At 46.5% G+C, this 21,552-nt stretch carries 22 protein-coding genes; 15 read left to right on the top strand and 7 right to left on the bottom strand.

Going from position 1 to position 21,552, the window contains the following annotated elements; genetic code table 11:
• Positions 1–35: 35 nt before the first annotated feature.
• From PODO_RS28555 to PODO_RS28545, 3 genes are read right to left on the bottom strand one after another with little or no spacing between them, the layout of a single operon-like run.
• Positions 36–1,427, bottom strand: a complete 1,392-nt coding sequence (locus PODO_RS28555; protein WP_038573737.1) for an aldehyde dehydrogenase — start codon at positions 1,425–1,427, stop codon at positions 36–38.
• Between the two features lie 42 nt (positions 1,428–1,469).
• A complete protein-coding gene (locus PODO_RS28550) occupies positions 1,470–2,444 on the bottom strand; it encodes an aldo/keto reductase (protein WP_036682100.1) in 975 nt (324 codons plus the stop codon).
• 35 nt (positions 2,445–2,479) lie between these two features.
• Positions 2,480–3,352: a LysR family transcriptional regulator gene (locus PODO_RS28545; RefSeq protein WP_038574974.1), complete on the bottom strand. Its 873-nt coding sequence runs from the start codon at positions 3,350–3,352 to the stop codon at positions 2,480–2,482.
• A 97-nt stretch (positions 3,353–3,449) separates the two neighbouring features.
• On the opposite strand from PODO_RS28545, the gene PODO_RS28540 reads away from it, so the two are divergent.
• Positions 3,450–4,340, top strand: a complete 891-nt coding sequence (locus PODO_RS28540) for a DMT family transporter (RefSeq protein ID WP_036682097.1) — start codon at positions 3,450–3,452, stop codon at positions 4,338–4,340.
• Between the two features lie 86 nt (positions 4,341–4,426).
• On the opposite strand, the gene PODO_RS30270 is transcribed toward PODO_RS28540, so the two are convergent.
• On the bottom strand, positions 4,427–5,527 hold the full coding sequence (locus PODO_RS30270) for an FUSC family protein (RefSeq protein WP_052097383.1): 1,101 nt from the start codon (positions 5,525–5,527) through the stop codon (positions 4,427–4,429).
• A 309-nt stretch (positions 5,528–5,836) separates the two neighbouring features.
• Here PODO_RS30270 and PODO_RS28530 point away from each other — a divergent pair, with 309 nt between their 5' ends.
• The 7 genes from PODO_RS28530 (at position 5,837) to PODO_RS28500 (ending at position 13,053) form a co-directional block, all read left to right on the top strand.
• A complete protein-coding gene (locus PODO_RS28530; protein ID WP_036682445.1) occupies positions 5,837–6,946 on the top strand; it encodes an ABC transporter ATP-binding protein in 1,110 nt (369 codons plus the stop codon).
• Positions 6,936–7,748 (top strand): ABC transporter permease, encoded by an 813-nt coding sequence (locus PODO_RS28525; RefSeq protein WP_036682096.1) that lies wholly within the window; start codon positions 6,936–6,938, stop codon positions 7,746–7,748. The genes PODO_RS28530 and PODO_RS28525 overlap by 11 nt, the downstream gene beginning before the upstream one ends.
• Positions 7,738–8,571, top strand: coding sequence for an ABC transporter permease (locus PODO_RS28520; RefSeq protein WP_036682094.1), 834 nt, complete (start codon positions 7,738–7,740; stop codon positions 8,569–8,571). The genes PODO_RS28525 and PODO_RS28520 overlap by 11 nt, the downstream gene beginning before the upstream one ends.
• Positions 8,568–9,641, top strand: a complete 1,074-nt coding sequence (locus tag PODO_RS28515; protein WP_038573734.1) for an ABC transporter substrate-binding protein — start codon at positions 8,568–8,570, stop codon at positions 9,639–9,641. The genes PODO_RS28520 and PODO_RS28515 overlap by 4 nt, the downstream gene beginning before the upstream one ends.
• A 169-nt stretch (positions 9,642–9,810) precedes the next feature.
• Complete coding sequence (locus PODO_RS28510) at positions 9,811–10,485, top strand: response regulator transcription factor (RefSeq protein WP_038573732.1); 675 nt, start codon at positions 9,811–9,813, stop codon at positions 10,483–10,485.
• On the top strand, positions 10,482–11,846 hold the full coding sequence (locus PODO_RS28505; RefSeq protein ID WP_038573730.1) for a sensor histidine kinase: 1,365 nt from the start codon (positions 10,482–10,484) through the stop codon (positions 11,844–11,846). The genes PODO_RS28510 and PODO_RS28505 overlap by 4 nt, the downstream gene beginning before the upstream one ends.
• A 226-nt stretch (positions 11,847–12,072) precedes the next feature.
• The gene (locus PODO_RS28500) at positions 12,073–13,053 is read left to right on the top strand and encodes an alpha/beta hydrolase (RefSeq protein ID WP_036682085.1); all 981 of its coding nucleotides are present in this window, start codon (positions 12,073–12,075) and stop codon (positions 13,051–13,053) included.
• Between the two features lie 66 nt (positions 13,054–13,119).
• Here the strand turns inward: PODO_RS28500 and PODO_RS28495 are convergent, their stop codons facing one another.
• The 3 genes from PODO_RS28495 to PODO_RS28485 form a co-directional block, all read right to left on the bottom strand.
• A complete protein-coding gene (locus tag PODO_RS28495) occupies positions 13,120–13,941 on the bottom strand; it encodes a class I SAM-dependent methyltransferase (RefSeq protein WP_038573728.1) in 822 nt (273 codons plus the stop codon).
• A 157-nt stretch (positions 13,942–14,098) separates the two neighbouring features.
• Positions 14,099–14,950: a 1,4-dihydroxy-6-naphtoate synthase gene (locus PODO_RS28490; RefSeq protein WP_038573726.1), complete on the bottom strand. Its 852-nt coding sequence runs from the start codon at positions 14,948–14,950 to the stop codon at positions 14,099–14,101.
• Entirely contained in the window at positions 14,950–15,645 is a 696-nt protein-coding gene (locus PODO_RS28485; protein ID WP_080742655.1) for a futalosine hydrolase, read from the bottom strand. The genes PODO_RS28490 and PODO_RS28485 overlap by 1 nt, the downstream gene beginning before the upstream one ends.
• 280 nt (positions 15,646–15,925) lie before the next feature.
• Here PODO_RS28485 and PODO_RS28480 point away from each other — a divergent pair, with 280 nt between their 5' ends.
• The 7 genes from PODO_RS28480 to PODO_RS28450 all read left to right on the top strand — a co-directional run bounded on the left by PODO_RS28480 (position 15,926) and on the right by PODO_RS28450 (position 21,397).
• Positions 15,926–16,396: a MarR family winged helix-turn-helix transcriptional regulator gene (locus PODO_RS28480; RefSeq protein WP_036682080.1), complete on the top strand. Its 471-nt coding sequence runs from the start codon at positions 15,926–15,928 to the stop codon at positions 16,394–16,396.
• Between the two features lie 196 nt (positions 16,397–16,592).
• Positions 16,593–17,441 carry a KPN_02809 family neutral zinc metallopeptidase gene (gene ypfJ, locus PODO_RS28475; RefSeq protein WP_038573724.1) on the top strand — a complete coding sequence of 283 codons (849 nt, stop codon included), beginning with the start codon at positions 16,593–16,595 and terminating at the stop codon, positions 17,439–17,441.
• A 115-nt stretch (positions 17,442–17,556) separates the two neighbouring features.
• The gene (locus PODO_RS28470) at positions 17,557–17,958 is read left to right on the top strand and encodes a DoxX family protein (RefSeq protein ID WP_036682076.1); all 402 of its coding nucleotides are present in this window, start codon (positions 17,557–17,559) and stop codon (positions 17,956–17,958) included.
• Positions 17,959–17,975: 17 nt separating this feature from the next.
• Entirely contained in the window at positions 17,976–18,926 is a 951-nt protein-coding gene (locus tag PODO_RS28465; RefSeq protein ID WP_038573722.1) for a ring-cleaving dioxygenase, read from the top strand.
• A complete protein-coding gene (locus tag PODO_RS28460; protein ID WP_036682072.1) occupies positions 18,923–19,543 on the top strand; it encodes an alpha/beta hydrolase in 621 nt (206 codons plus the stop codon). Before PODO_RS28465 ends, PODO_RS28460 begins: the two co-directional genes overlap by 4 nt.
• 164 nt (positions 19,544–19,707) lie before the next feature.
• Positions 19,708–20,931, top strand: a complete 1,224-nt coding sequence (locus tag PODO_RS28455; RefSeq protein WP_036682442.1) for a multidrug effflux MFS transporter — start codon at positions 19,708–19,710, stop codon at positions 20,929–20,931.
• A 115-nt stretch (positions 20,932–21,046) separates the two neighbouring features.
• Positions 21,047–21,397: a FlxA-like family protein gene (locus PODO_RS28450; protein WP_036682071.1), complete on the top strand. Its 351-nt coding sequence runs from the start codon at positions 21,047–21,049 to the stop codon at positions 21,395–21,397.
• Positions 21,398–21,552: the final 155 nt, after the last annotated feature.

Here is a 21,552-nt window from a genome sequence, read left to right as displayed (position 1 = left end):
CAAACCTCCCGATCATGGGAGGTTTGCTGCTTTGTTTATTTCATTACTTTTCGAACCAGCTTCACTTTATTGCCATAAGGAGGATACACGATTCCGAGGTCGATCCGTGTGCCTCGCTTGACGATGCTTTTACGATGGGAGAAGACCTCAAAGCTATACTTCCCGTGATAACCCCCGATTCCGGAGTTTCCTACTCCACCAAACGGAAGATAAGTGCTCGCCACATGTGAGATCGTATCATTGATACAGCCTCCCCCGAATGAGACCCGGGACAGCACCTCTTGTTCTACACTCTTATCCTCCGTGAATAGGTATAGTGCCAGTGGCTTTGGGTGTTCATTAATGCTCTGAATGGCCTCATCCAATTGATGATATTCTAATATAGGTAGAATCGGACCGAAGATCTCATCTTCCATAGCAGCATCCGTCCAAGTAGCAGGATAGATTAGAGTTGGCTCAATATAACGTTCTTCTGGTACGATGGTGCCGCCCATAATCAACTTGTTTTGATCACGCGCAATGAGGTCGGCAAGTCTTTGCAGCTGGCGATCATTCACGATCCGGCCGTAATCTGTATTAGGCTGTGCATCCTGACCGTAGAACTCAGTGATGTGATGTTTGATTTTGGTGATCAATTCTTTGGCAATATCCTTATGGACCAACAGATAATCCGGTGCGATACAGGTTTGGCCCGCGTTCAGCAGCTTGCCCCAGACAATCCGTTTCGCTGCAACATCAAGATTAGCGGTCTTATCAACAATAACCGGACTTTTCCCGCCAAGCTCCAAGGTTACAGGCACTAAATTTTTCGCTGCCGCTTCCATTACGATTTTGCCGACAGGCACACTGCCCGTAAAGAAAATATAATCAAATTTGGCGTGGATCAGTAAATTAGTGGTCTCTTTTTCACCCTGAATTACGCGGATATACTGCGGCTCGAAGGTCTCCTGAATAAGCTGCTCAACCACGGACGAGATGGCAGGTGTGCTCTCAGATGGCTTGAGGACAGCGCAGTTACCAGCGGCAATGGCGCCGATCAGGGGCTCAATTAGCAACTGAAATGGATAATTAAACGGGCCAATAATGAGCGTTGTGCCGTAAGGCTCACTTAAAATATAACTTTTTGCAGGAAATAAGTGCAGCGGGGATCGAACCTTTTTAGGCTTCGCCCAACGCTTGAGATGTTTCATCATGTAGCCGATACTGTCCAGCGTAAAGCCGATTTCTGTGGCATAGGCTTCGAACTCACCTTTTCCTAAATCCTGTTGTAGTGCGGTGATGATTCGTCCTTCGTATTGTTTAATAATATTCTTAAGCTTGAGCAGCTGCTGGAGACGAAAAGAAACCTCCTTAGTTACGCCGCTATTAAAAAAATCCTTATGCTCTTCAAGCATCCCTTGAATGCTGTCAGCTGTATAGGTTGTCATTAATCTTTCCTCCATCCTTGTAAGAAGTTAGAGCACGAGACTCTATGGGAGTCGGTAAAAGGCGAACGGCTCGCCATACCGGAAGGAATCGCTGGCTTCCTCCAGCTTGGCCGAAGTTTCTTCATTAAGTACAAGCGAGGTACTAAGCAAATTTTGTTCCAGCTGTTCCACACGTGTAGCCCCGACAATAACCGTCGAGACGGCAGGCCGATTCATAAGCCAAGCTAAGGAGAGCGCAGTAGATGAGGTTTCCATTTTCTCAGCAATTTGGCTCACTTGGCTTCCGAGCTTGATCCGGTCATCATCAAGGAATCTTTTGAAATTAGGATCGGTATCTGCTCTGGACCCTGATGGGGCTGAATCGCTTGTATTATATTTGCCTGTGAGAATTCCGCCAGCTAGTGGAAAGTAAGGAATGATCCCTACCCCTTGATCCAGGCAGAGCGAAAGAAGCTCATTCTCCGGTGTCCGGTCTGCTAAGGAGTAGCTGCACTGAATTGAAATGTACTTGGTGAAGTTGCGTGCTTCACTAATCCCAATCGCCTTCATTAATTGCCATGCTGTATAGTTGGAGGCCCCGATATAACGGATTTTGCCCGAGGATACCATATCGTCCAAGGTTCGTAAGGTTTCTTCAAGCGGCGTATAGGGATCAAAGGTATGAATCTGGTACAGATCGATATAGTCCGTCTTTAGGCGGCGAAGGCTATCTTCAAGCTCCTGCAGCAAATGGCGACGGGAGGAGCCGCTGCCGTTGGGACCCTCATTTTTAACTAAACCTGCTTTAGTTGCGAGAACAGCCTCCTGTCTCCTACCTTCCAAGGCCAGACCAATGATTCGCTCGGATTCTGAGCCAGCGTAAATATTAGCAGTGTCTATGAAATTAATTCCATGATCAAGCGCAGCATGTACAATCTGAATGGAGGTCTCTTGATCCGCACGTTTGCCGAAAGCGTTCGTTCCCAGTCCTAATGCGGATACCTGTAATCCGCTATTTCCTAGTCTTTTAAAGTTCATCCTCAGCACTCCTTATCATCTATTCATTAATCCATTTATTTTTGAGTGAAAAGATCCAGCGCTGTCTCAATGAAGAGCTTTACAGCAATTGAAGTGTCGGCAAGCGAGCTGACCGCAATTTGGATATCTCTATAAGCATCCGGCTGCAGCTCACGGGTAACCACATTTGGAGGCAGAGATAACAAGGACAGTTCAGACATCACGCCGATTGCCAGCCCCTCCTGAACCATATTAAGAGCTGTTGCAAAGTTATTAACCACATATTTTACATTCAGATGGCTATTACTTCTGCGGAATAGCTCTACAACAGGCGGTTCATATCCTGCTTTGCAAATCAACATGGGCTCGTTCGCTAATTCTTGCACACATACAATGGATCGCTTTTGCAGGGGATGGTCATCTCTAAAAACGGCAAACAATTTCTCTCTATATAATGGAATGGTTTCGAATTCTGCACTGGGAGCGAGCAATAAGCCAACATCAATTTCTTTTGAATCCAGCCATTCTCTGACTTCAGCGATAGAACCCTCCTGTAAGCTAATTGTAATATTTGGATATCTTTTAGTGATAGAGCTAATAATCTTCGGTAGAAAATGAGCCGCTGCCACAGGGAAAGCTCCAATGCGGATACTTCCTTTTTCAAGACCTCTCTCCGCGTAAATCTCCTGATTGACCTTATCAAAGCCCATTAGAATTTCACGGAAAATAACAAGAATACGTTTGCCGATATCCGTAAGCATCAGGCCATTACGCCGGTCTCGAAGCAAGAGCTTCACGTCTAATTCGGCTTCGAGGGACGAGATCGCCCGGCTGACCGCAGGCTGTGTCATATTCAGTTCTACACCAGCTTTAGTAAAGCTGCCGCTTTCGGCGATTTTGACGAATAAACGAATTTGAGTATTGTTCATAACAAATATGATATGCCCCTTATGATTATTATTCATTTCATTTATGCTCTTGTTTATTGTATCATTTGTGATGAATCTACACCAAGGAAGTGAACAAATGAATCAGCAGAAGAAAAGTATGATCCTTCTTATTTTTTTGGTGATTGTATGGGGCATTAATTGGCCTATATCCAAAATCGCCTTAGACTATGCTCCACCTCTATTATTTGCAGGTATTCGAACCGTCGTAGGCGGTATTATTCTGATTCTAATTGCATTGCCCAAGGTGAAGGAGCTTCGCTTCAAGCAGCTCTGGCCGATCTATCTGATCTCGGCGGTACTTAGTATTGTGTTCTATTATGGATTTCAGACAATTGGCTTGCAGTATGTTCCGGCGGGATTGTTCTCATCGATTGTATTTTTGCAGCCTGTATTGTTAGGTATTTTTTCTTGGCTGTGGTTAGGTGAGAGCATGTACGGGCTTAAAATGGCTGGTTTGCTGCTTGGCTTTCTCGGGGTAGCCTCTCTTAGTATCGGCGGAATTAATGGGAGTATCTCCATATGGGGAATTGTGTTGGCTTTAGCCAGTGCCTTAAGCTGGGCATTAGGAACAATATATATGAAACGGAATGCTGTACGTGTGGATATGCTGTGGATGACGGCTATGCAAATCACGATCGGTGGCATCATTCTGCTACTTTCGGGATCAGCTACGGAGAAATGGTCGGATATCACCTGGAGTGGAACCTTTATTGTGGATACCTTGTTTATCGCAATCTTTGTTATTGCTCTGGGCTGGCTAATTTATTTCAAGCTGATTAACGAAGGAGAAGCAGGAAAAGTAGGTTCATTCACCTTCTTGATCCCCCTGATCTCGATAGCAACCAGCGTAGTTTTTTTGAAAGAGCAGATTACCATAAACCTTGTGATCGGATTATTGCTGATTGTCAGCAGTATTGTACTGGTAAATGTGAAGATAGGGCGTGCTGCCAAACAATCAGTCAGTTAAATTTGTTGGATGGTTGTAGTAACCAGTCGTGCTAAAGGGCATTATGTCTAATAGGGATTGAACATAAAAAAAGGACACTCCCAAGCTTAGAGCTTCTGGGAGAGTCCTTTTTTAATTAAGCGTATAGCGCGTGTGATTTCAGCTGTTGAAGGCCGAGCTGCAACTACGTAAGTAGCAGAACTAGCACGTTCCACTTCTTCGAGTACCCGGTTTAAGTGACTGAAGAGCGCTCCTAGATCACGAACAGATGACAGTGAGCACCGTCCTTGCAGTTCAGAGAAGCTGGCCGCCTGCAAGTCGCGGGCACGATGCAGACAATCTGTAAGTGAACGTTGGCATTCAGCCTTGGATAAGGTCTTGGTACCATAAACAGCTATACAATCGGCTGTTGCCTCCAGCACTTCCAGCATCCAGTCAGAATTGGCATGATGTGCTGGCAGCAAGCAAATATCATCGGCAATTTCTTTAACATAGGAATGAATGGTCTTTAGATGTGCCGTGGCTTGTATAAGTCCCTTTAGATCACCACGACACTGATAGTGAGCAATGGTATAGAACATTTCCTTCTGTTGTTGATTGCTGGCAGACAGCAGTTTACCTGCTTGCTCCAGCATATTATTATCCTTTGATGAATCTCTTCTTATGCCTACGAGACCTTTTAAAGCATCCGAAAGTAGAAGGCTTCCATCGAGTGCCAATGCTTTTACCTTGACGAACCTGTTCGGTGGAACGATAATCATATTGATGATCAAGGCAATGAGCACACCAATAAAGGTTTCGGCGACTCTCCACAGCACGTAATCATTGTGATAAAAGGTAAGGGCCAGAACCGAGGTTACCCCCACCTGCGAAACCGCTTGGATATTCATCCGACAGGCTGTGGCAATTCCAATCCCGATGAGCAGAATTAGCAGAATGGAAAATGCACCTACATCGAAGAATTGGCCTACAATCAGGCTGACGATTCCGCCGATAATAATGCCGATCAGGCGGTAGATTCCTTTTTCAAGTGAAGCCTTCACACTGGCTTGAGTAATTAGAATGGCTGCAAGCGGTGCAAAGTATAAATATTGGTCACCATATAAACTGTGTACGGCTACCCAGGATAGTGATGCGGCAAGCGTAATTCGTATCATGTAAAGCGAGAATCCATATTTTTCAAGGCGGTCTAGTAACCCCTCGTTCATTATCATTCATCTTCTTTCGCAAAAATAAGAAAACCACACTGGCTTTTCAGTTCGTTTTCATTATAGCACCTCAAAAAGGGCAGGGAAGACTGGACTTTTTACAAACTTGTTAAGTTTATGCTTAGCATTTAACAATGTAAGCTATCGCATATAATGGTACAATCTAATATGCTATATCTATTGGAGCGTCGAAGGAGAGGGAAAATTGTCGCTTATTAGCGCTGAGCATACTCATTTCGATTGTTCTCCGCAAGATGCGGGTAAAATAGTATTGTATTACTAAGGTAAGGGAGGTTGTTAGCTATAGCTATTCAGGAAGGTACCATTATTTCATTTGAAGAAGTTACTAAGCAATATGACGACGAAGATCCGGTGTTAAAAGGAGTCAGCTTTGAGATAGAGCGCGGCAAATTCTATACACTACTTGGTCCATCTGGCTGTGGTAAAACGACTATTCTTCGATTGATCGCCGGGTTCGCTGAGCCAACGAGCGGTTCTATTTATTTAAATGGAAAAGTAATTAACCACATTCCCGCCAATGAGCGGCAGGTCAATACGGTATTTCAGGATTACGCATTGTTTCCACACCTGAACGTATTCGAGAATGTGGCTTTCGGACTGCGCATTAAGAAGCTTAAGAAGGATGTTATCACGAAGAAGGTGCAGGAAGCGCTAAGCTTCGTTAACCTTGTGGGTTATGAGCAGCGTGCGATTAACGAAATGTCCGGCGGTCAGCGCCAGCGGGTTGCCATTGCCCGGGCGATTGTGAATGAGCCACAGGTTCTACTGCTGGACGAGCCTCTATCGGCGCTAGATCTCAAGCTGCGCACGGAGATGCAGTACATACTGCGGGAAATGCAGCAGCGGTTAGGCATTACCTTTATTTTTGTAACGCATGACCAGGAAGAGGCACTCGCGATGTCCGACTGGATTTTTGTCATGAATAAAGGAAAAATCGAGCAAAGCGGCACCCCTAACGATATTTATGATGAGCCGATTAACCGTTTTGTGGCGGATTTTATTGGCGAATCGAACATTGTGCCGGGAGTTATGATCGAGGATTATCTGGTGGAGTTTAACGGCCGCCGCTTCGAATGTTTCGATGCCGGGCTGAAACCGAATGAATCCGTAGAGATTGTTATTCGTCCTGAGGATTTGGAAATTTCTACGCTGGAACAGGGTAAACTACGTGTGCGGGTTGATTCCCAGCTATTCCGGGGCGTGCATTATGAAATCAGCTGTTATGATGAATCCGGGCATGAATGGCTTGTGCATTCTACACGTAAGGCGACTGTAGGCAGTGAAATTGGCCTTTATTTTGATCCGGAAGCGATTCATGTTATGCGTTTCGGTGAAACGGAGGAAGAATTCGACAGACGTCTGGAAGCTTATGGCGAGGTGGAGAGTCATGAAGAATAAGGGCAAATCGTACTATCTCATCCCTTATTACCTCTGGATCGCATTGTTTGTAATTGCACCGGTAGTGCTTGTCATCTATTATTCGTTATTTGATTTGGATGGCCATATTACTCTGGATAATTACGTCAGTTTCTTCACCCCTGTATATTTAAAAATGACGCTGACCTCGTTCTGGTACGCGTTTCTGATTACAGCATTCTCTTTGCTGGTTGCCTATCCGGCGGCTTATCTGTTGACGAGAACCAAACATAAGCAGCTGTGGTTATTGCTGATTATTTTGCCGACATGGATTAATTTGCTGCTAAAAACCTACGCTTTTATAGGGATATTCGGTACATTTGGTCCGATCAATAATTTCTTTGATCTGCTTGGAATCGGAGAACAGCAAATTTTGTTTACGGGCTTCAGTTTTGTATTTGTATCTGTCTATATTTTTATTCCGTTTATGATCCTGCCGATATACAGCGCTTTGGAGGATTTGAATTTATCCTTGCTGGATGCGGCACGTGATTTGGGGGCTTCGGGCTGGACCACGTTTAGACGTGTTATTTTTCCGCTGACCATTTCGGGAGTACGCTCAGGCTGTATGGCAGTATTCATACCTGCGCTGTCCCTGTTTATGATCACCCGTCTGATTGCAGGCAACAGGGTCATTACGCTGGGCACCGCAATTGAGCAGCATTTCCTGGTCACTCAGGACTGGGGCATGGGTTCTACAGTTGCAGTGTTTCTGATTGCCATTATGGCGCTGTTTATGATTATCACAGGCGGATCGCGGAAAGGGGCGCGGAATGAGAAATAAAAATGGATTCTCTAACCTCTACCTAGTTCTGGTGTTCATTGTTCTGTATGCTCCTATCTTCTATTTAATGTACTATTCGTTCAACAGTGGGGGGACGATGCATAAGTTCGAGGGCTTCACGCTGGATTACTACCGTGAGGTGGTCCAAGATAAGCGCCTGATTATCATCGTAATCAATACGCTTGTGATCGCACTGCTATCCTCGGCTATTGCGACCCTTATCGCTATTATTGGTGCGCTGGCTATTAAAAGTGTGCAGAATCGCCGCGCCAAGAACACCTTGCTGTCTCTGAATAACGTGCTGATCGTCAGTCCAGATGTCATTATTGGTGCTTCGTTCCTTATCCTGTTCACCATTGCTGGCATCAAGCTGGGTTTCGCGTCTGTTCTGCTCTCACACGTTGCATTCAGCGTACCGATTGCCGTATTGATGATTTTGCCCCATCTACAGGAAATGAGCCCTACATTAACGGATGCAGCCCGTGATCTTGGGGCAAGCCGTAAGGATGTGCTGACTAAAGTAATTTTGCCGATTATTAAACCAGGGATATTCAGCGGATTTTTTATGGCGCTTACGTATTCACTGGATGACTTTGCGGTTACGTTCTTCGTAACAGGCAACGGTTATTCGACGTTATCGGTTGAGATATACTCTAGAGCCCGGCAAGGGGTGTCGCTATCGATTAATGCGCTGTCGACGCTGATCTTCCTGTTCACCATTCTGCTCGTGGTGGGTTATTACTTCCTGACCCTTAAGAAAAATCGCCATAACACAGCAGAAGCTGTGGCGGAGCCTGTTGCAGAAGCGGGGGTGCCTAGATGAAACAGCTGATAAATGCTTTTCTGGCGATCCTTATCACGGCATTTGCGCTCATGTACTTGGGCTCTTGGATGAATTCGAGAGAGGGTTATTCAGGTGGGAACACACTGACTATCTATAACTGGGGCGACTATGTTGATCCCGATCTATTGAAGGAATTTGAAAAAGAGACCGGCTTAACAGTCATTTATCAAACCTTCGATTCCAATGAAGCTATGTTGACCAAGGTTGAGCAGGGTGGAACTACCTTTGATGTTGTAATCCCTTCGGATTATGCCATTGCTAAGATGAAAGAAGAAGATCTGCTCATTCCGCTGGATCATAGCAAGATTTCGAATCTAAAGAATATTGATTCACGCTTTATGGACCTCTCGTTTGATCCGGGTAACAAATATTCTGTGCCTTATTTCTGGGGCACCGTCGGGATTATTTTCAATCCGGAAATGACCAAGGGCATGGACTTCACCAGCTGGGATTCTCTCTGGGACAGCAGACTGCATAATAACATCTTCCTGGTAGACGGAGCCCGTGAAGTGATGGGCATGGCTTTGAACAGCCTGCATTATTCCGTTAATGACAAGGAAGAGGCACATCTGCAAGAAGCACTGACTAAACTCAACAAGTTGTCTCCTAACGTTAAGGCGATTGTCGGTGATGAGATCAAGATGCTGCTGGCAAATGAAGAAGCTGCGGTTGGGATTGTCTGGTCCGGAGATGCTTCCGAGATCATGGACGAGAATGATAAGCTGGATTATGTAGTGCCGGAAGAAGGCTCGAACAAGTGGTTTGATAACATGGTCATCCCTCGGACAGCGAAAAATGTGGATGGAGCGCATCAGTTTATCAACTTCATGCTCCGCCCAGACGTTGCTGCTAAGAATGCAGAATATGTAGGTTATTCCACGCCTAACATTCCTGCGCTGGAGCTGCTTCCTGAGGAAACTTCTGAGGATACCCGGTTCTATCCACCTGCTGAAATTACGGACCGGCTTGAAGTATACGATAACCTTGGCAAACGGATGCTCGCTCATTATAATGAGTTGTTCCTAATGTTTAAGATGAATAAGAAGTAAGCTGACTAAAGCTAAAGCGAAACGACATTAAGAGCGTCTACATACGGGTAACCGTGTTAGGCGCTCTTTTTCGGTTTGATCATCGTGTAACCTCAAGACAACAGACAGTTTAGCCGAAAGTATAATATAGTATAATAGTAAGAATGGACAACAGGAAAAGAGGAAACGAATGCCTACTATACTGGTTGCTGACGACGATGCGAACATTCGCGAACTTGTCTGTTTATTTCTCCGCAACGACGGATTCGAAACAGTTGAAGCTGTGGATGGCAAGGAAGCGCTCGCCGTATATGCTGGAACACATGTCGATCTTGTCGTGCTGGATATTATGATGCCAAATATGGATGGTTGGATGCTTTGTAAGGAGCTCCGCAGAGCTAATCCTGATCTTCCATTACTTATATTGACTGCCAGAGGCGAAACCTGGGAGAAAGTGAAGGGCTTCGAATTAGGCACGGACGATTATTTAACTAAACCGTTCGATCCGTTAGAGCTGACGGTTCGTGTTAGGTCATTGCTGAAACGATATCGGATTGGCTCCACGCAGATGATCCAAATTGGCAATGTCATCCTTGATCGGCAGACCTATAAGGTGATGAAAGGTACGGAGTCATTTCCCTTACCCCTTAAGGAGTTCGAGTTGCTGTACAAGCTTGCTGGAACCCCTGGACAAGTATATACGCGCGAGCAGTTGATCGATCAAATTTGGGGAATTGATTATGCTGGAGATGATCGGACGATTGACGTGCATATCAAACGCCTGCGTGAACGGTTTGCGACTACTCCTGATTTTCGTATTGAGACGGTGCGTGGACTTGGCTACAGGCTTGAGGTGCATGAATGATCAGATCTATATATACACGCGTTGTTCTGACCTTCCTAGCCTCCGTAATCGGGGGCACAATCATTGCTTTGTTTGTGGCAACTTGGGTATTTGAAGACAAACTGAAAGAGAACATGCGAATTCCCTTATTGCATTTTGGACAGGATATAGTCAAAATTTACGAAACCTTTCCATTACGTGAAGCCAACTCTTTCGTAAGTGGAATGAAGCAGCTTGATTCCTACTATATCCGAATATTCGATGAAGCGGGTAAATTCCAATCTTACGGACTTAATGGGCACAAGCCGGTCCCTGTAACTATGGAAGAAATAAAAAAAGTTCTCGCAGGAGAAGTTTATCAACCTCATAACAGGAATACTTCTGCGCTTCTCCTAGGCTTGCAGTTGAGAACGGAAGACGGCACCAAAGCGATGTTTGTGGAGACGCTTAATCCCCCTTCCGTCACTGCCAGAAGGAATTTGATATTAAATTTCTTGCTCTATTCATTGATAGCTGGAAGCCTCTTGATTCTGGTAGCTGCAATGTTCTTAGTCAGACCGATCAAGAAGCTAACCAAAGCGACCAGAAGAATAGCAGCTGGTGATTTTAACGTCGAGCTGAATATTAAGCAAACCGGTGAGCTAGGTACCTTGGCTCGCAGCTTTGAAGAAATGATGCACGATCTGCAGCAGCTTGAGCAGATGCGTAAGGAGTTTGTATCCAATGTGTCGCATGAGGTCCAGTCTCCGCTCACCTCAATATCTGGGTATGCGATTGCGCTCAAGCGAGTAGATCTTGCAGAACAAGAGCGAAATCGTTATCTGGATATTATTATCGCTGAAGCAGAACGGATGTCTAAAATGAGTGACAGCCTGCTGAAGCTGAGTTTATTAGAATCGCAGTCCCAGCAGCTACGGCTAACTACATTCAATCTGGACGAACAGATAAGAAGAGTAATCGTAGCGATTCAGCCGCAATGGTCAGCTCGTAACATCAGCTTCGACCTTGATCTGAAGCCTATTATCCTACTGGCTGATTATGACCTGTTAAGTCAGGTATGGACCAATCTCCTTGGCAACAGCATCAAGTTTTCTAAGGATAACAGTGTAATTAACGTCAGCCTCAAACAAGATATCAACAACGTGACCGTTCGGGTAACAGACACTGGCATCGGGATTTCACTTGAGGATCAGCAACGTATATTTGAACGGTTCTTTAAGGCTGATCGATCCCACAGCCGTAAATATGGTGGCAGCGGGATGGGACTTGCCATTGTTAAACAGATCGTAACGCTTCATAAAGGGGATATCCGCGTGGAAAGCGAACCCGGTCAAGGAACGACCATCGTTGTCACCCTGCCAATTATAGCGCCGACAGAGTAATTAGCTTCCAGGCGGTGCCTTGCGAGGGCTTGGATGCATCCCGTATTTTTCATTGCTACAGCAGTACTGGCAAGTTTTCTTGTCTTGTGCTGCCGTAGCATTTTTTTTACCTGTTCATTTTCAGTTCATATTGCCGTCATGAGGGGTACATCTTTGTTAGTTATGATCTCATTAGCGAAACATTAGGAGAGCTTAATAAACAGATTAAAGACAGGAGAAGATGAGGGTGACACAACAAGCGGACAAAAAAACGGGGAATGGACAGAAAAAACATAAACTGCGTAACCTGTTGCTCAAAATATTAGGAGCAATAGTGATCGTGGTCGTACTTTTTCTAGCCGTTGTCTATACAGTTAATGTGATCAGCAACAAAACAGATCAGAAAAAAATACAGCACTATGGTCAGTTAGTCCCTGTTGACGGGAAAAATATGAATGTTTTGATTCAAGGAGAAGGTAAACAGACGATCGTGCTCATACCAGGCTTTGGAACAGGAGCACCAGCACTTGATTTTAAGCCGTTGATTGATGAGTTATCACCATTCTACAAAGTGGTGGCGGTTGAACCGTTTGGGTATGGACTCAGTGATGAAACAAAAAAAGAACGAACCACAGAGAATATCGTTAGTGAAATTCATGAAGCCGTTCAGAATCTTAACATTGACCAATACATTCTAATGGGCCACTCGATTGGGGGTATTTACGGATTGGAATATGCGAAGAAATATCCAAACGAAGTGAGTGCTTTTGTGGGTATTGATAGTAGTGTTCCGGAGCAAGGCGGTATGGATGTTAAATTCCCAATTAAAAAATTAAAGCTGCTTAAAGATTCAGGGATCATAAGATTGGGCTTGCAATTAAGCGGTGACCCTTATGATGGACTGCCATTTGATGATGAAACCAAAAAACAAATGAAATTGATTTCGCTTAAAAATATGAACAATTCCACTACCTTAAATGAAATGGAACATATTTATCCTAACTTTGTTGCCTCCAGAGGCTTAACATTCGACAAGAATCTTCCCATTATCTTCTTTATACAAGCGAATAATACTACCGTGAAAGACTGGATTCCTCTGCATGAAGGGCAAGTCAAGGATTCTGTGCATGGAAAAGTAATGACATTTGAAGGCGGACATTACTTACATCATTCAAAATCCAAAGAAATCGTGGAGAACCTAAGGGTATTCATGGAAGAAGTTAAATAAAAAGAAGAAAACGCTCCGAACTCCTCATATGAGGGGGCGGGGCGTTTTTTTGGTTGCGATCGAAGATTATTTGATGCCGATTCTCATGCGGTAGCTGATCAGAACCTCTAATGTTCTGCCTTTAAAATGCTGTTCAACTGCGGCGGTGTAATCGGCGATGTCTTGTTCAAGCAAGGTGGCGTCTAGCTTCATTATGGTTTGCACTCCCCCTTGACTTAGGGTTAAACCGATATATCGCTGGGCATCGCAGGACTCTAGGTTGTGGAATACGATTTCTCTGGCAAAAGAGAAGGCCCCACTAGCTTTGATCTGTGACAAATGGCCTTCTTTGTCCCATTTATATGCTCTCTCCTCATTAGGCAAAAGCGAAGCCAGCAATTCTTCTGTTTTGGAGATCAGTTGGTTGTATCGTTCTTCTACATTTTGCTGAAGAGATAAAGGCCAATCGCAATCGTAGGCGGCAAAGACTCCGCCTTTTTTTAAGACCCGGGAGATTTCTTGCAGTGTACTCTCAGGGTCCATCCAGTGGAATGATTGTGAGCAGGTAACTATGTCTACACTATCTGATGCAAGCGGAAGCTGGTTAGAGTAGCCTTGCACAAAAGTAATTGATTGGGGTTCTTCTAATCTGCTAAGTTTATCGATTGCTTTTCCCAACATATCTGGATTGGGTTCGATACCGATTACGCGGTCTGCGGCATCGTTCCAGAGAAAAGTAGACAAACCCGTACCGCAGCCTATATCTGCGACGAGTGAAGGGGTGGTACCCAAGTAATCTGTTAGCAATTTGATAATCATCACAGGGGCTTCGGGACGGTAGCGGTCATATTCATCTTGAAAGCCCAGAAAGCGGTCGATGTTTTGTTTGCTGTTTTTTTTAGGTATCATGTGATCCTCCCTCATAGATCATGTTTATAGTCTATTGTATAATCACTGGTTCGATAAGCCAAATAATGGCTGGCTGGGAATGTTACGTAGAATAAATAAAATCCCCGGAGAACACCTTTTAGGTGTAGCCGGGGATTGTTAAACTATCTAGTAAATGTTAACGAAGCAGTGCTGGATCGATTGCAGGCACAAGTCCTTCTGCCGCAGCACGATCAAGCAGGGCAGAGATTGCGGCATAGCCGTCATCACCCAGATTCATCGAGAAGTCATTCACGTAGAGATCGATGTGGGATTTAGCCACTTCAGGAGCCAACTCTTGAGCATGGCTAAGCACATAGTCTCTGGAATCCGTTGGATGATCCCACGCATACTGAAGAGAGCTGCGAATCCAGCCGGTGATAGCATCGGCATCTAAATCACGGCGGGCAATGATAGCGCCGAGAGGAATGGGCAGTCCGGTATCGCTTTCCCACCAGCTGCCTAAATCAGTCAGCATATTAAGACCATACGAGGCGTAAGTGAAGCGGGCTTCGTGAATTACCAGCCCTGCATCGATATGGCCATCCCGTACGGCAGGCATAATCTCATCGAAAGGCATTACGACTATTTCGCCGATGCCTCCAGTTACATTTTGTGCTGCCCATAATCGGAAAAGCAAATAAGCCGTAGAGCGTTCGCTAGGCACAGCAATCCGGCGTCCGGCTAGCTTTTCTGGGCGTTTGATCGCATGGGGTCCACTTGCTGTAAGCAGCAGCGGGCCGCAGCCGCGACCTAAAGCGCCGCCGCATGGCAGCAGTTTGTACCGCTCCAGAACCCAAGGCAGAGCAGCGTAGGAGATTTTGAGGACTTCTGGTCCTTCTCCGTCAGCGGCCAGCGTATTGGTAATATCAATGTCGGCATAGGTTACATTCAGCCTAGGTGCATTCGGGACAAGCCCGTGCGCCCAGGCATGAAATACAAAGGTATCGTTAGGGCAAGGGGAAAAAGCGATATTAAGCTCAGTTGTCATTACAGCACCTCCAGTAATATAGCGGCTGCCGCCGTTATTGCTTCCATTGCATCACCGATCTTCCATGCGGCCCGGTCGCGGGGACCGACCGGGTTCGAGATGGCGCGGAGCTCCAGTACCGGGAGCCCCAGCGCCTGGGCGGCCACGGCGACTCCGTGGCCTTCCATCGCTTCCGCGACGGCATGGGGATGCCGCGCGAGATGGGCGGCGGCCGTCTCCGCGGTGCCGGTCGCCGTCGAGACCGTAAGCACGGTGCCCGTGCTTACGGGTAACCCGGCCGCTGTCAGCGCGGCCGAAATCGCTTGCACCGTGCCGCGGTCAGCCGGCACGGACACACTGCCGAAGCCGAGCTCGGCAGTGCTGCGGAAGCCCTCCGGCGTCTCGGCCCCGAGGTCGGCGGCAATCATCTCGCTGGCTACAACCAGCGAGCCTAAAGGTGCCAGCCCCGGGAATCCGCCGCCGATCCCGACGCTCAATACGCAGCCGTAAGAACCGGCTGCGAGTGCCGCAGCGGTTCCCGCCGCCGCCGCTGCCGGCCCTGCGCCGGCAGCGATAACATGGAACCTGTCGCTGCCTTGCAGGCCGCGCAGGACCGCGTCACGCTCCGCGTCTACGGCTGTCACGATCAGCACGCGTCGTGCTCCAGCCTGCCCTTCCATAGCTTCTTCGGTAGGGGTTGGATTGAACGAACTCATCAGGTCGCCTCCTTTAGGGTATTGAAATCGCTTACTAAAGAGTCATTCGTAAAGACAAGAATACGCCCTTTTATAGGTCAGGTCAAACTTGGGGTGATTTTTATCACTCCCTGTAAAGTGTCAAAGGAAACTTACCGGTCTCTAGACGGAAGTGACTTTTTTAGCGATGAGGTTGACAAGGAGGATGGGAAGTCGTATAGTTATCTTAACTTAAAGATATTTAATGTAAAGACAAATAAATGGATTGAATACAAGTTTGATTGAAGTGGAGGTGGAATTGATGAGTGATAAACAAGTAAATCTGCGTAATACAGAGAGTGCACCTGACGAAGAACAAGCCGCCTCACTGAAATTGTTCGTAGTCTTATCTAAGGCTTATAAGAGCCTAATGGATCATGCGGTGAAGGATATGAAGAGTTATGGCTTGGCTTCGGCTGAATTCATGGTGCTTGAAGTACTTTACCATAGAACGCGGATTCCGCTGCAACAGATCGGGGAGAAAATTCTCGTTACGAGCGGAAGCATTACCTATAATATCGACAAGTTGGAGAAAAAGGGACTGCTGAAACGTGTACCCTGTAGCGAGGATCGCCGCGTTACTTATGCGGAGATTACGGATGCAGGCCGTGAACTGTTTGATGAGATTTTCCCTCGTCATGTAGCCTCAATTCATGATTTGATGGGTGGATTAGATAAGGAAGAGAAAGTCCAGGCTATCGAATTAATGAAAAAGCTTGGCAAAGGTGTGTAGGCGCTGCGAACATGACGAATAACTAGGCGCCTCTATAAGGTTGGAAGTAGTTCGGCTCCATCCTCATTCTCCCAACTCCAGTAAGTATAAGTGAAACCCTGCTTTTTTGGGTATATCACTAATAAGATATTTAACTTAACGAAGCCAGGTAGCCATTTACTTAAGATTACCTGATATTTCGACTGGGGGCTTGGCCATGAAATGGCAGGGAAGAAGAGGGAGTTCGAACGTGGAGGACCGCAGAGGCATGAGCGGCGGCGGCAAGATGATTGGTGGCGGGATCGGAGGAATTATCCTTGTCCTGGTCATCACGTTACTCAGTGGAGGCAATGCCGGGGATATCCTGGGAAGTTTGACTTCCACAGGCTCCAGTTCAACGGCCCCTTATGAACAGACCGCAGAGGAGCAAGAGCTTGCGGAGTTTGTATCGGTAGTTCTTGCCGACACAGAGGAGGTTTGGGGTGAGATTTTTCAGCAGCAGGGAATGACCTATACGGACCCCACCTTAGTGCTATACAGTGGGAGTGTAGACTCTGCTTGCGGAACAGCGACCTCGGCAGTCGGTCCGTTCTACTGTCCGGGTGACGCCAAACTATATATTGATCTGAGCTTTTATGATGAGTTGCAGCAACGCTTCCATGCGCCGGGCGACTTCGCCATGGCTTATGTTATTGCCCATGAGGTTGGACATCATGTACAGACATTACTAGGCACCTCGAAACAGCTCGATTCCCTTCGTCAGACGTTGAGTGAGAAGGAGTACAACAAATATCAGGTTCGTTTTGAGCTGCAGGCTGATTATTTCGCCGGTGTCTGGGCCAATCATGCTCAGGGTATGAATCTGCTGGAGGAAGGCGACTTAGAGGAAGCTCTGGCAGCTGCAAGCGCCGTCGGCGATGATACGATTCAGAAGCAGGCTCAGGGCTATGCAGTGCCGGATAGTTTCACTCACGGTACCTCAGAGCAGAGAAAGCGCTGGTTCTACAAAGGTTTTAACTCGGGTACGATTAAGGGCGGCGATACGTTTAACGCCTCCGAGTTGTAGATAGAAGAGGGAAGAGGAGAGCAGCCCATAGGTTATTCCGGTTCGCCGGGCGCTCTTTTTTACCCAATATCTTAACATTAAGATAATTAAATCAAAGGAATAGGGGAATGTAAAAATGATAAGTGTAGGACTGTTATTAATGAGATTGGTGATTGGACTTGCGTTTATAGGACATGGTGCACAAAAGCTATTTGGATGGTTCGGAGGTTACGGTCCGAAGGGTACGGGAGGCTGGATGGAGTCCATCGGAATCAAACCGGGTGTGACTATGGCGATTTTAGCAGGGATTATGGAGCTGGTGGGCGGATTTATGTTCGCGGCAGGACTGTTAACGCCTGTTGCAGCGGTGTTGATCGCTGCCACGATGCTGGGGGCAATCGTTAAGGTTCATGCTCCAAATGGTTTCTGGTCCACTTCGAACGGGATTGAGTTTCCGCTCACGGTTCTGGTATTTGCGGTAGGTGTGGCGCTTACGGGACCAGGTTCGATTTCTCTAGATGCATTGTTTTTTAACTAAGAAGGGAGTTTATAATAATGACACTTCAAACTGCAGGAATACACCATATTACAGCTTTTGTCGGAGACGCTCAGCGCAATGTTGATTTCTACGCCGGGATTCTGGGCCTACGGCTCGTGAAAAAAACGATTAATTTTGATGCTCCAGAGGTCTATCATTTATACTTTGGGAATGAGCAGGGTGCTCCGGGAACGATTATTACATTTTTCCCTTCACCTGTAGGGCGTAGAGGCAGAATCGGCAGTGGTCAAGTTGGCGTAACGATCTACGCAGTGCCGGTTGGTGCTCTGCAATTCTGGGAACAACGCCTTGCTGAATACGGAATTTCGGTTACAAAAGGAAGTCGGATCTCGGAACCCTATTTAGCTTTTGCCGATTACGACGGTCTGCGGATTGAACTGGTGGAACGTGAGGAAGGCCCGCTCAGTAAGTGGTCCTTTGGTGGGATTCCTACTAAATACGCGATCAAAGGTTTTGGCGGGGCTGTGCTGTATAGCAGCAATCCGTTGCAAACAGCTGAGACACTTGTTCATACGCTGGGTATGGAACATATTGCTGACGGAGATGGATATACTCGCTATAGAACCAATGGGGAGCTAGGTAATATTATTGATTTGAAGACATCACCCGTTCCGCTCGGAGCGGGAGGTGCAGGGACAGTTCATCACATCGCGTGGCGGGCAAAGGATGATGCAGAGCAACTGGAATGGTCGCGCCATGTACAGAGTCATGGGCATAGACCTACACCCGTTCAAGACCGTCAGTATTTTAATGCGATCTATTTCCGTGAAAGAGGAGGAATCCTGTTCGAGATCGCTACAGATCCTCCGGGTTTTGCCCGTGATGAAGCCCCAGATGCGTTGGGTGAAAAGTTGATGCTGCCGTCCTGGTTTGAGCCGCATCGCGCGGCCATCGAAGAAAACTTAACGCCTATTCAAGTAAGAGAAATTGAGGTGAAGCAGGGATGATTCATGTATTCCGTAAAGGTAAAGATATAACTAAACCTACGTTAGTGTTGTTTCATGGTACAGGTGGTAATGAGCAGGATTTGCTGCCGCTGGCTGAGATGTTATCCCCAGATTCATCGGTGCTAGGTATACGGGGCAATGTGCTGGAGAATGGCATGCCACGATTCTTCCGTCGGCTGGCAGAAGGAGTGTTCGATGAAGCGGACTTAGTTTTCCGTACCCATGAGATTAAGAAATTTCTGGATGAAGCGTCAGAAAAATACGGGTTTGATGCCAACAATCTGGTAGCGGTTGGTTACTCTAACGGTGCAAACATTGCTGGTAGCCTTTTGTTTCATTATAAGGACATTTTCCGCGCGGCAGTGCTGTTGCATCCGATGGTGCCATTACGCAATGTGGAGCTTCCTTCTCTTGAAGGGGTGTCTATCTTTATTGGGGCAGGTACGAATGATCCGCTAATAACATCTACGGAAACTCAGGAGCTAGAGGGGATTCTGCAGAAAGCAGGCGCTGAGGTTACAACCCATTGGGGCAACCAAGGTCACCGCTTGAGTATGGCGGAAGCCGAAGCCGCCAAAGATTGGCTACAGGGGTTTAGTACATCTCAAAATGAATAAAACAATTAGGATAACCGCCTTTTGGCGGTTATTTTTAAGTTATTAGCCCCGAATGAGGTCTTATAAAAGGATTGATCATTTGAGTTCCTTTACGTTAGTATGAAGAATACAAAAAAAGGCCCCCGGGTTGCTTTAGAAAGGTTGACGTAAGGATCATGATTGGAATGCAAAATGCTAATAAACTTGCTGTAGATGGACCCTCTAGGAAGCAGAGATTGCAACTTGCTGTTATTCTGGGCTCCATTACAACCATTGGGCCGTTATCGATTGATATGTATTTGCCGGCGCTGCCTACACTTGTCGACGATTTCGGTACGACGGCTGCTTTGGTGCAGCTAAGTCTCACCTTCTTTTTATTGGGACTGGCCTCAGGTCAGTTAGTAGCTGGACCACTGAGTGATGTATATGGACGTCGCCGTCCACTGCTTATAGGGATGTTCATCTATGCCGTTTCCTCAGTGCTATGTGCTTTTAGTCCTTCGATTGGACTTTTAATTGTTTTGCGGTTTATTCAAGGTCTTGCTGGTTCAGTGGGTGTAGTTGTCTCTAGGGCGGCTGTGCGTGATCTGTATAGTGGCTCTGAACTAACGAAATTTTTCTCTTTATTGATGATTGTTAATGGTCTGGGTCCGATTTTGGCTCCAGTCATTGGAGGACAGCTCTTAAGAGTGACTACATGGCAGGGGATATTCCTCGTATTATTTGCTGCCGGAATTATCTTCTGCTTGACGATTCTCCTGCGCTTGCCTGAGACATTGCCGAAGGAGCGGCGCTCCAAGAGCGGGTTGAAGGGTACTCTGCTTACCTTTAAGGTGTTACTTGGCAACCGCAAGTTTATGGGTTATGCCTTGTCCCAAGGTTTTGTTACAGCGTCTATGTTCGCTTATATCTCAGGGTCATCTTTTGTTTTGCAAAATATTTTTGCGGTTACTCCGCAGGTATACAGTTTGATCTTTGCTGTGAACGGGATTGGGATTATTATTACAGGTCAAATCGCCGGCAGACTAGCTGGTAAGGTGAGTGAGACGAAGCTACTGCTTAGCGGGTTGCTGCTCTGTACAACGGGGGGCGTCTTGCTGCTGCTTACGATCCTGGTAGGGGGAGGGCTGATCCCTATTCTAATCTGTCTGTTCGCCGTTGTCTCCAGTGTGGGGATTGTCGGAGCAACCAGCTTCTCACTTGCAATGCAGGACCAAGGAGAAGCCGCAGGCAGTGCTTCGGCTTTAATCGGACTGTTACCGTTGCTGCTTGGTAGCTGTGTAGCACCGCTTGTGGGCCTTGGGGGCGTAGACTCAGCACTTCCGATGGCGATTGTGATTGCCTGTACGGGTGTTCTCTCTATTCTGTCTTATTTTCTGTTGGTCAGACGGGGAAACACCAATTCCTAACAGCTTATCCTTATAACCTTGAAAGTGAGCAAAACTTTCAGCAAACTTTCAGCGGGTTTTAACGTTCCTTATCTGCAAAAGGATTATATTGGAGGTAAGGAAGGGAGGGATGATTATGAGTATATCCGCAGTCTCAGGTTCTACATCGTATACCACCTCGACGTCTAGTGCTACAGATACCAGCGCGCTCGAGAAACAAAAAGCGAAGCTGGAAGCCGAATTGGACAAGATTGATGCCAGCTCGGATGACGCGAAGACCAAAGAAACGAAAACGAAACAAATTGAGCAGCAGATCAAGCAAATCGAGGCACAAATTTCCCAGAAGTCGCAGAGCAGTGCTTCCGCAGCAAGCAGTAGTGCAGAAGCACCTGCCAAACCTGCAAACAACGCGCTTGCTGCGGCAAGCCCGCAAGAGATCGCTACCGCAACAACGAATAGCCAAGGCAGATTTGATATTCGTGTATAAACCATACTAAGTCGTGTTACATAACAAAAAGGGCATCCTTTGCCGTGAGGGATGTCCTTTTTGTTATGTATTTTTAAGTTTAGACTACAATTTAAATGTTCTTTTATCACATTGTTGGCCAATACTAGAAAGATACCGCTAAAATAAAGTTCCGT

Source organism: Paenibacillus odorifer (assembly GCF_000758725.1).
GTDB classification, from domain to species: Bacteria; Bacillota; Bacilli; order Paenibacillales; family Paenibacillaceae; genus Paenibacillus_AQ; species Paenibacillus_AQ odorifer.
The sequence above is the reverse complement of the archived record's forward strand: the minus strand, read 5'-3'. Positions and strand labels throughout refer to the sequence as shown.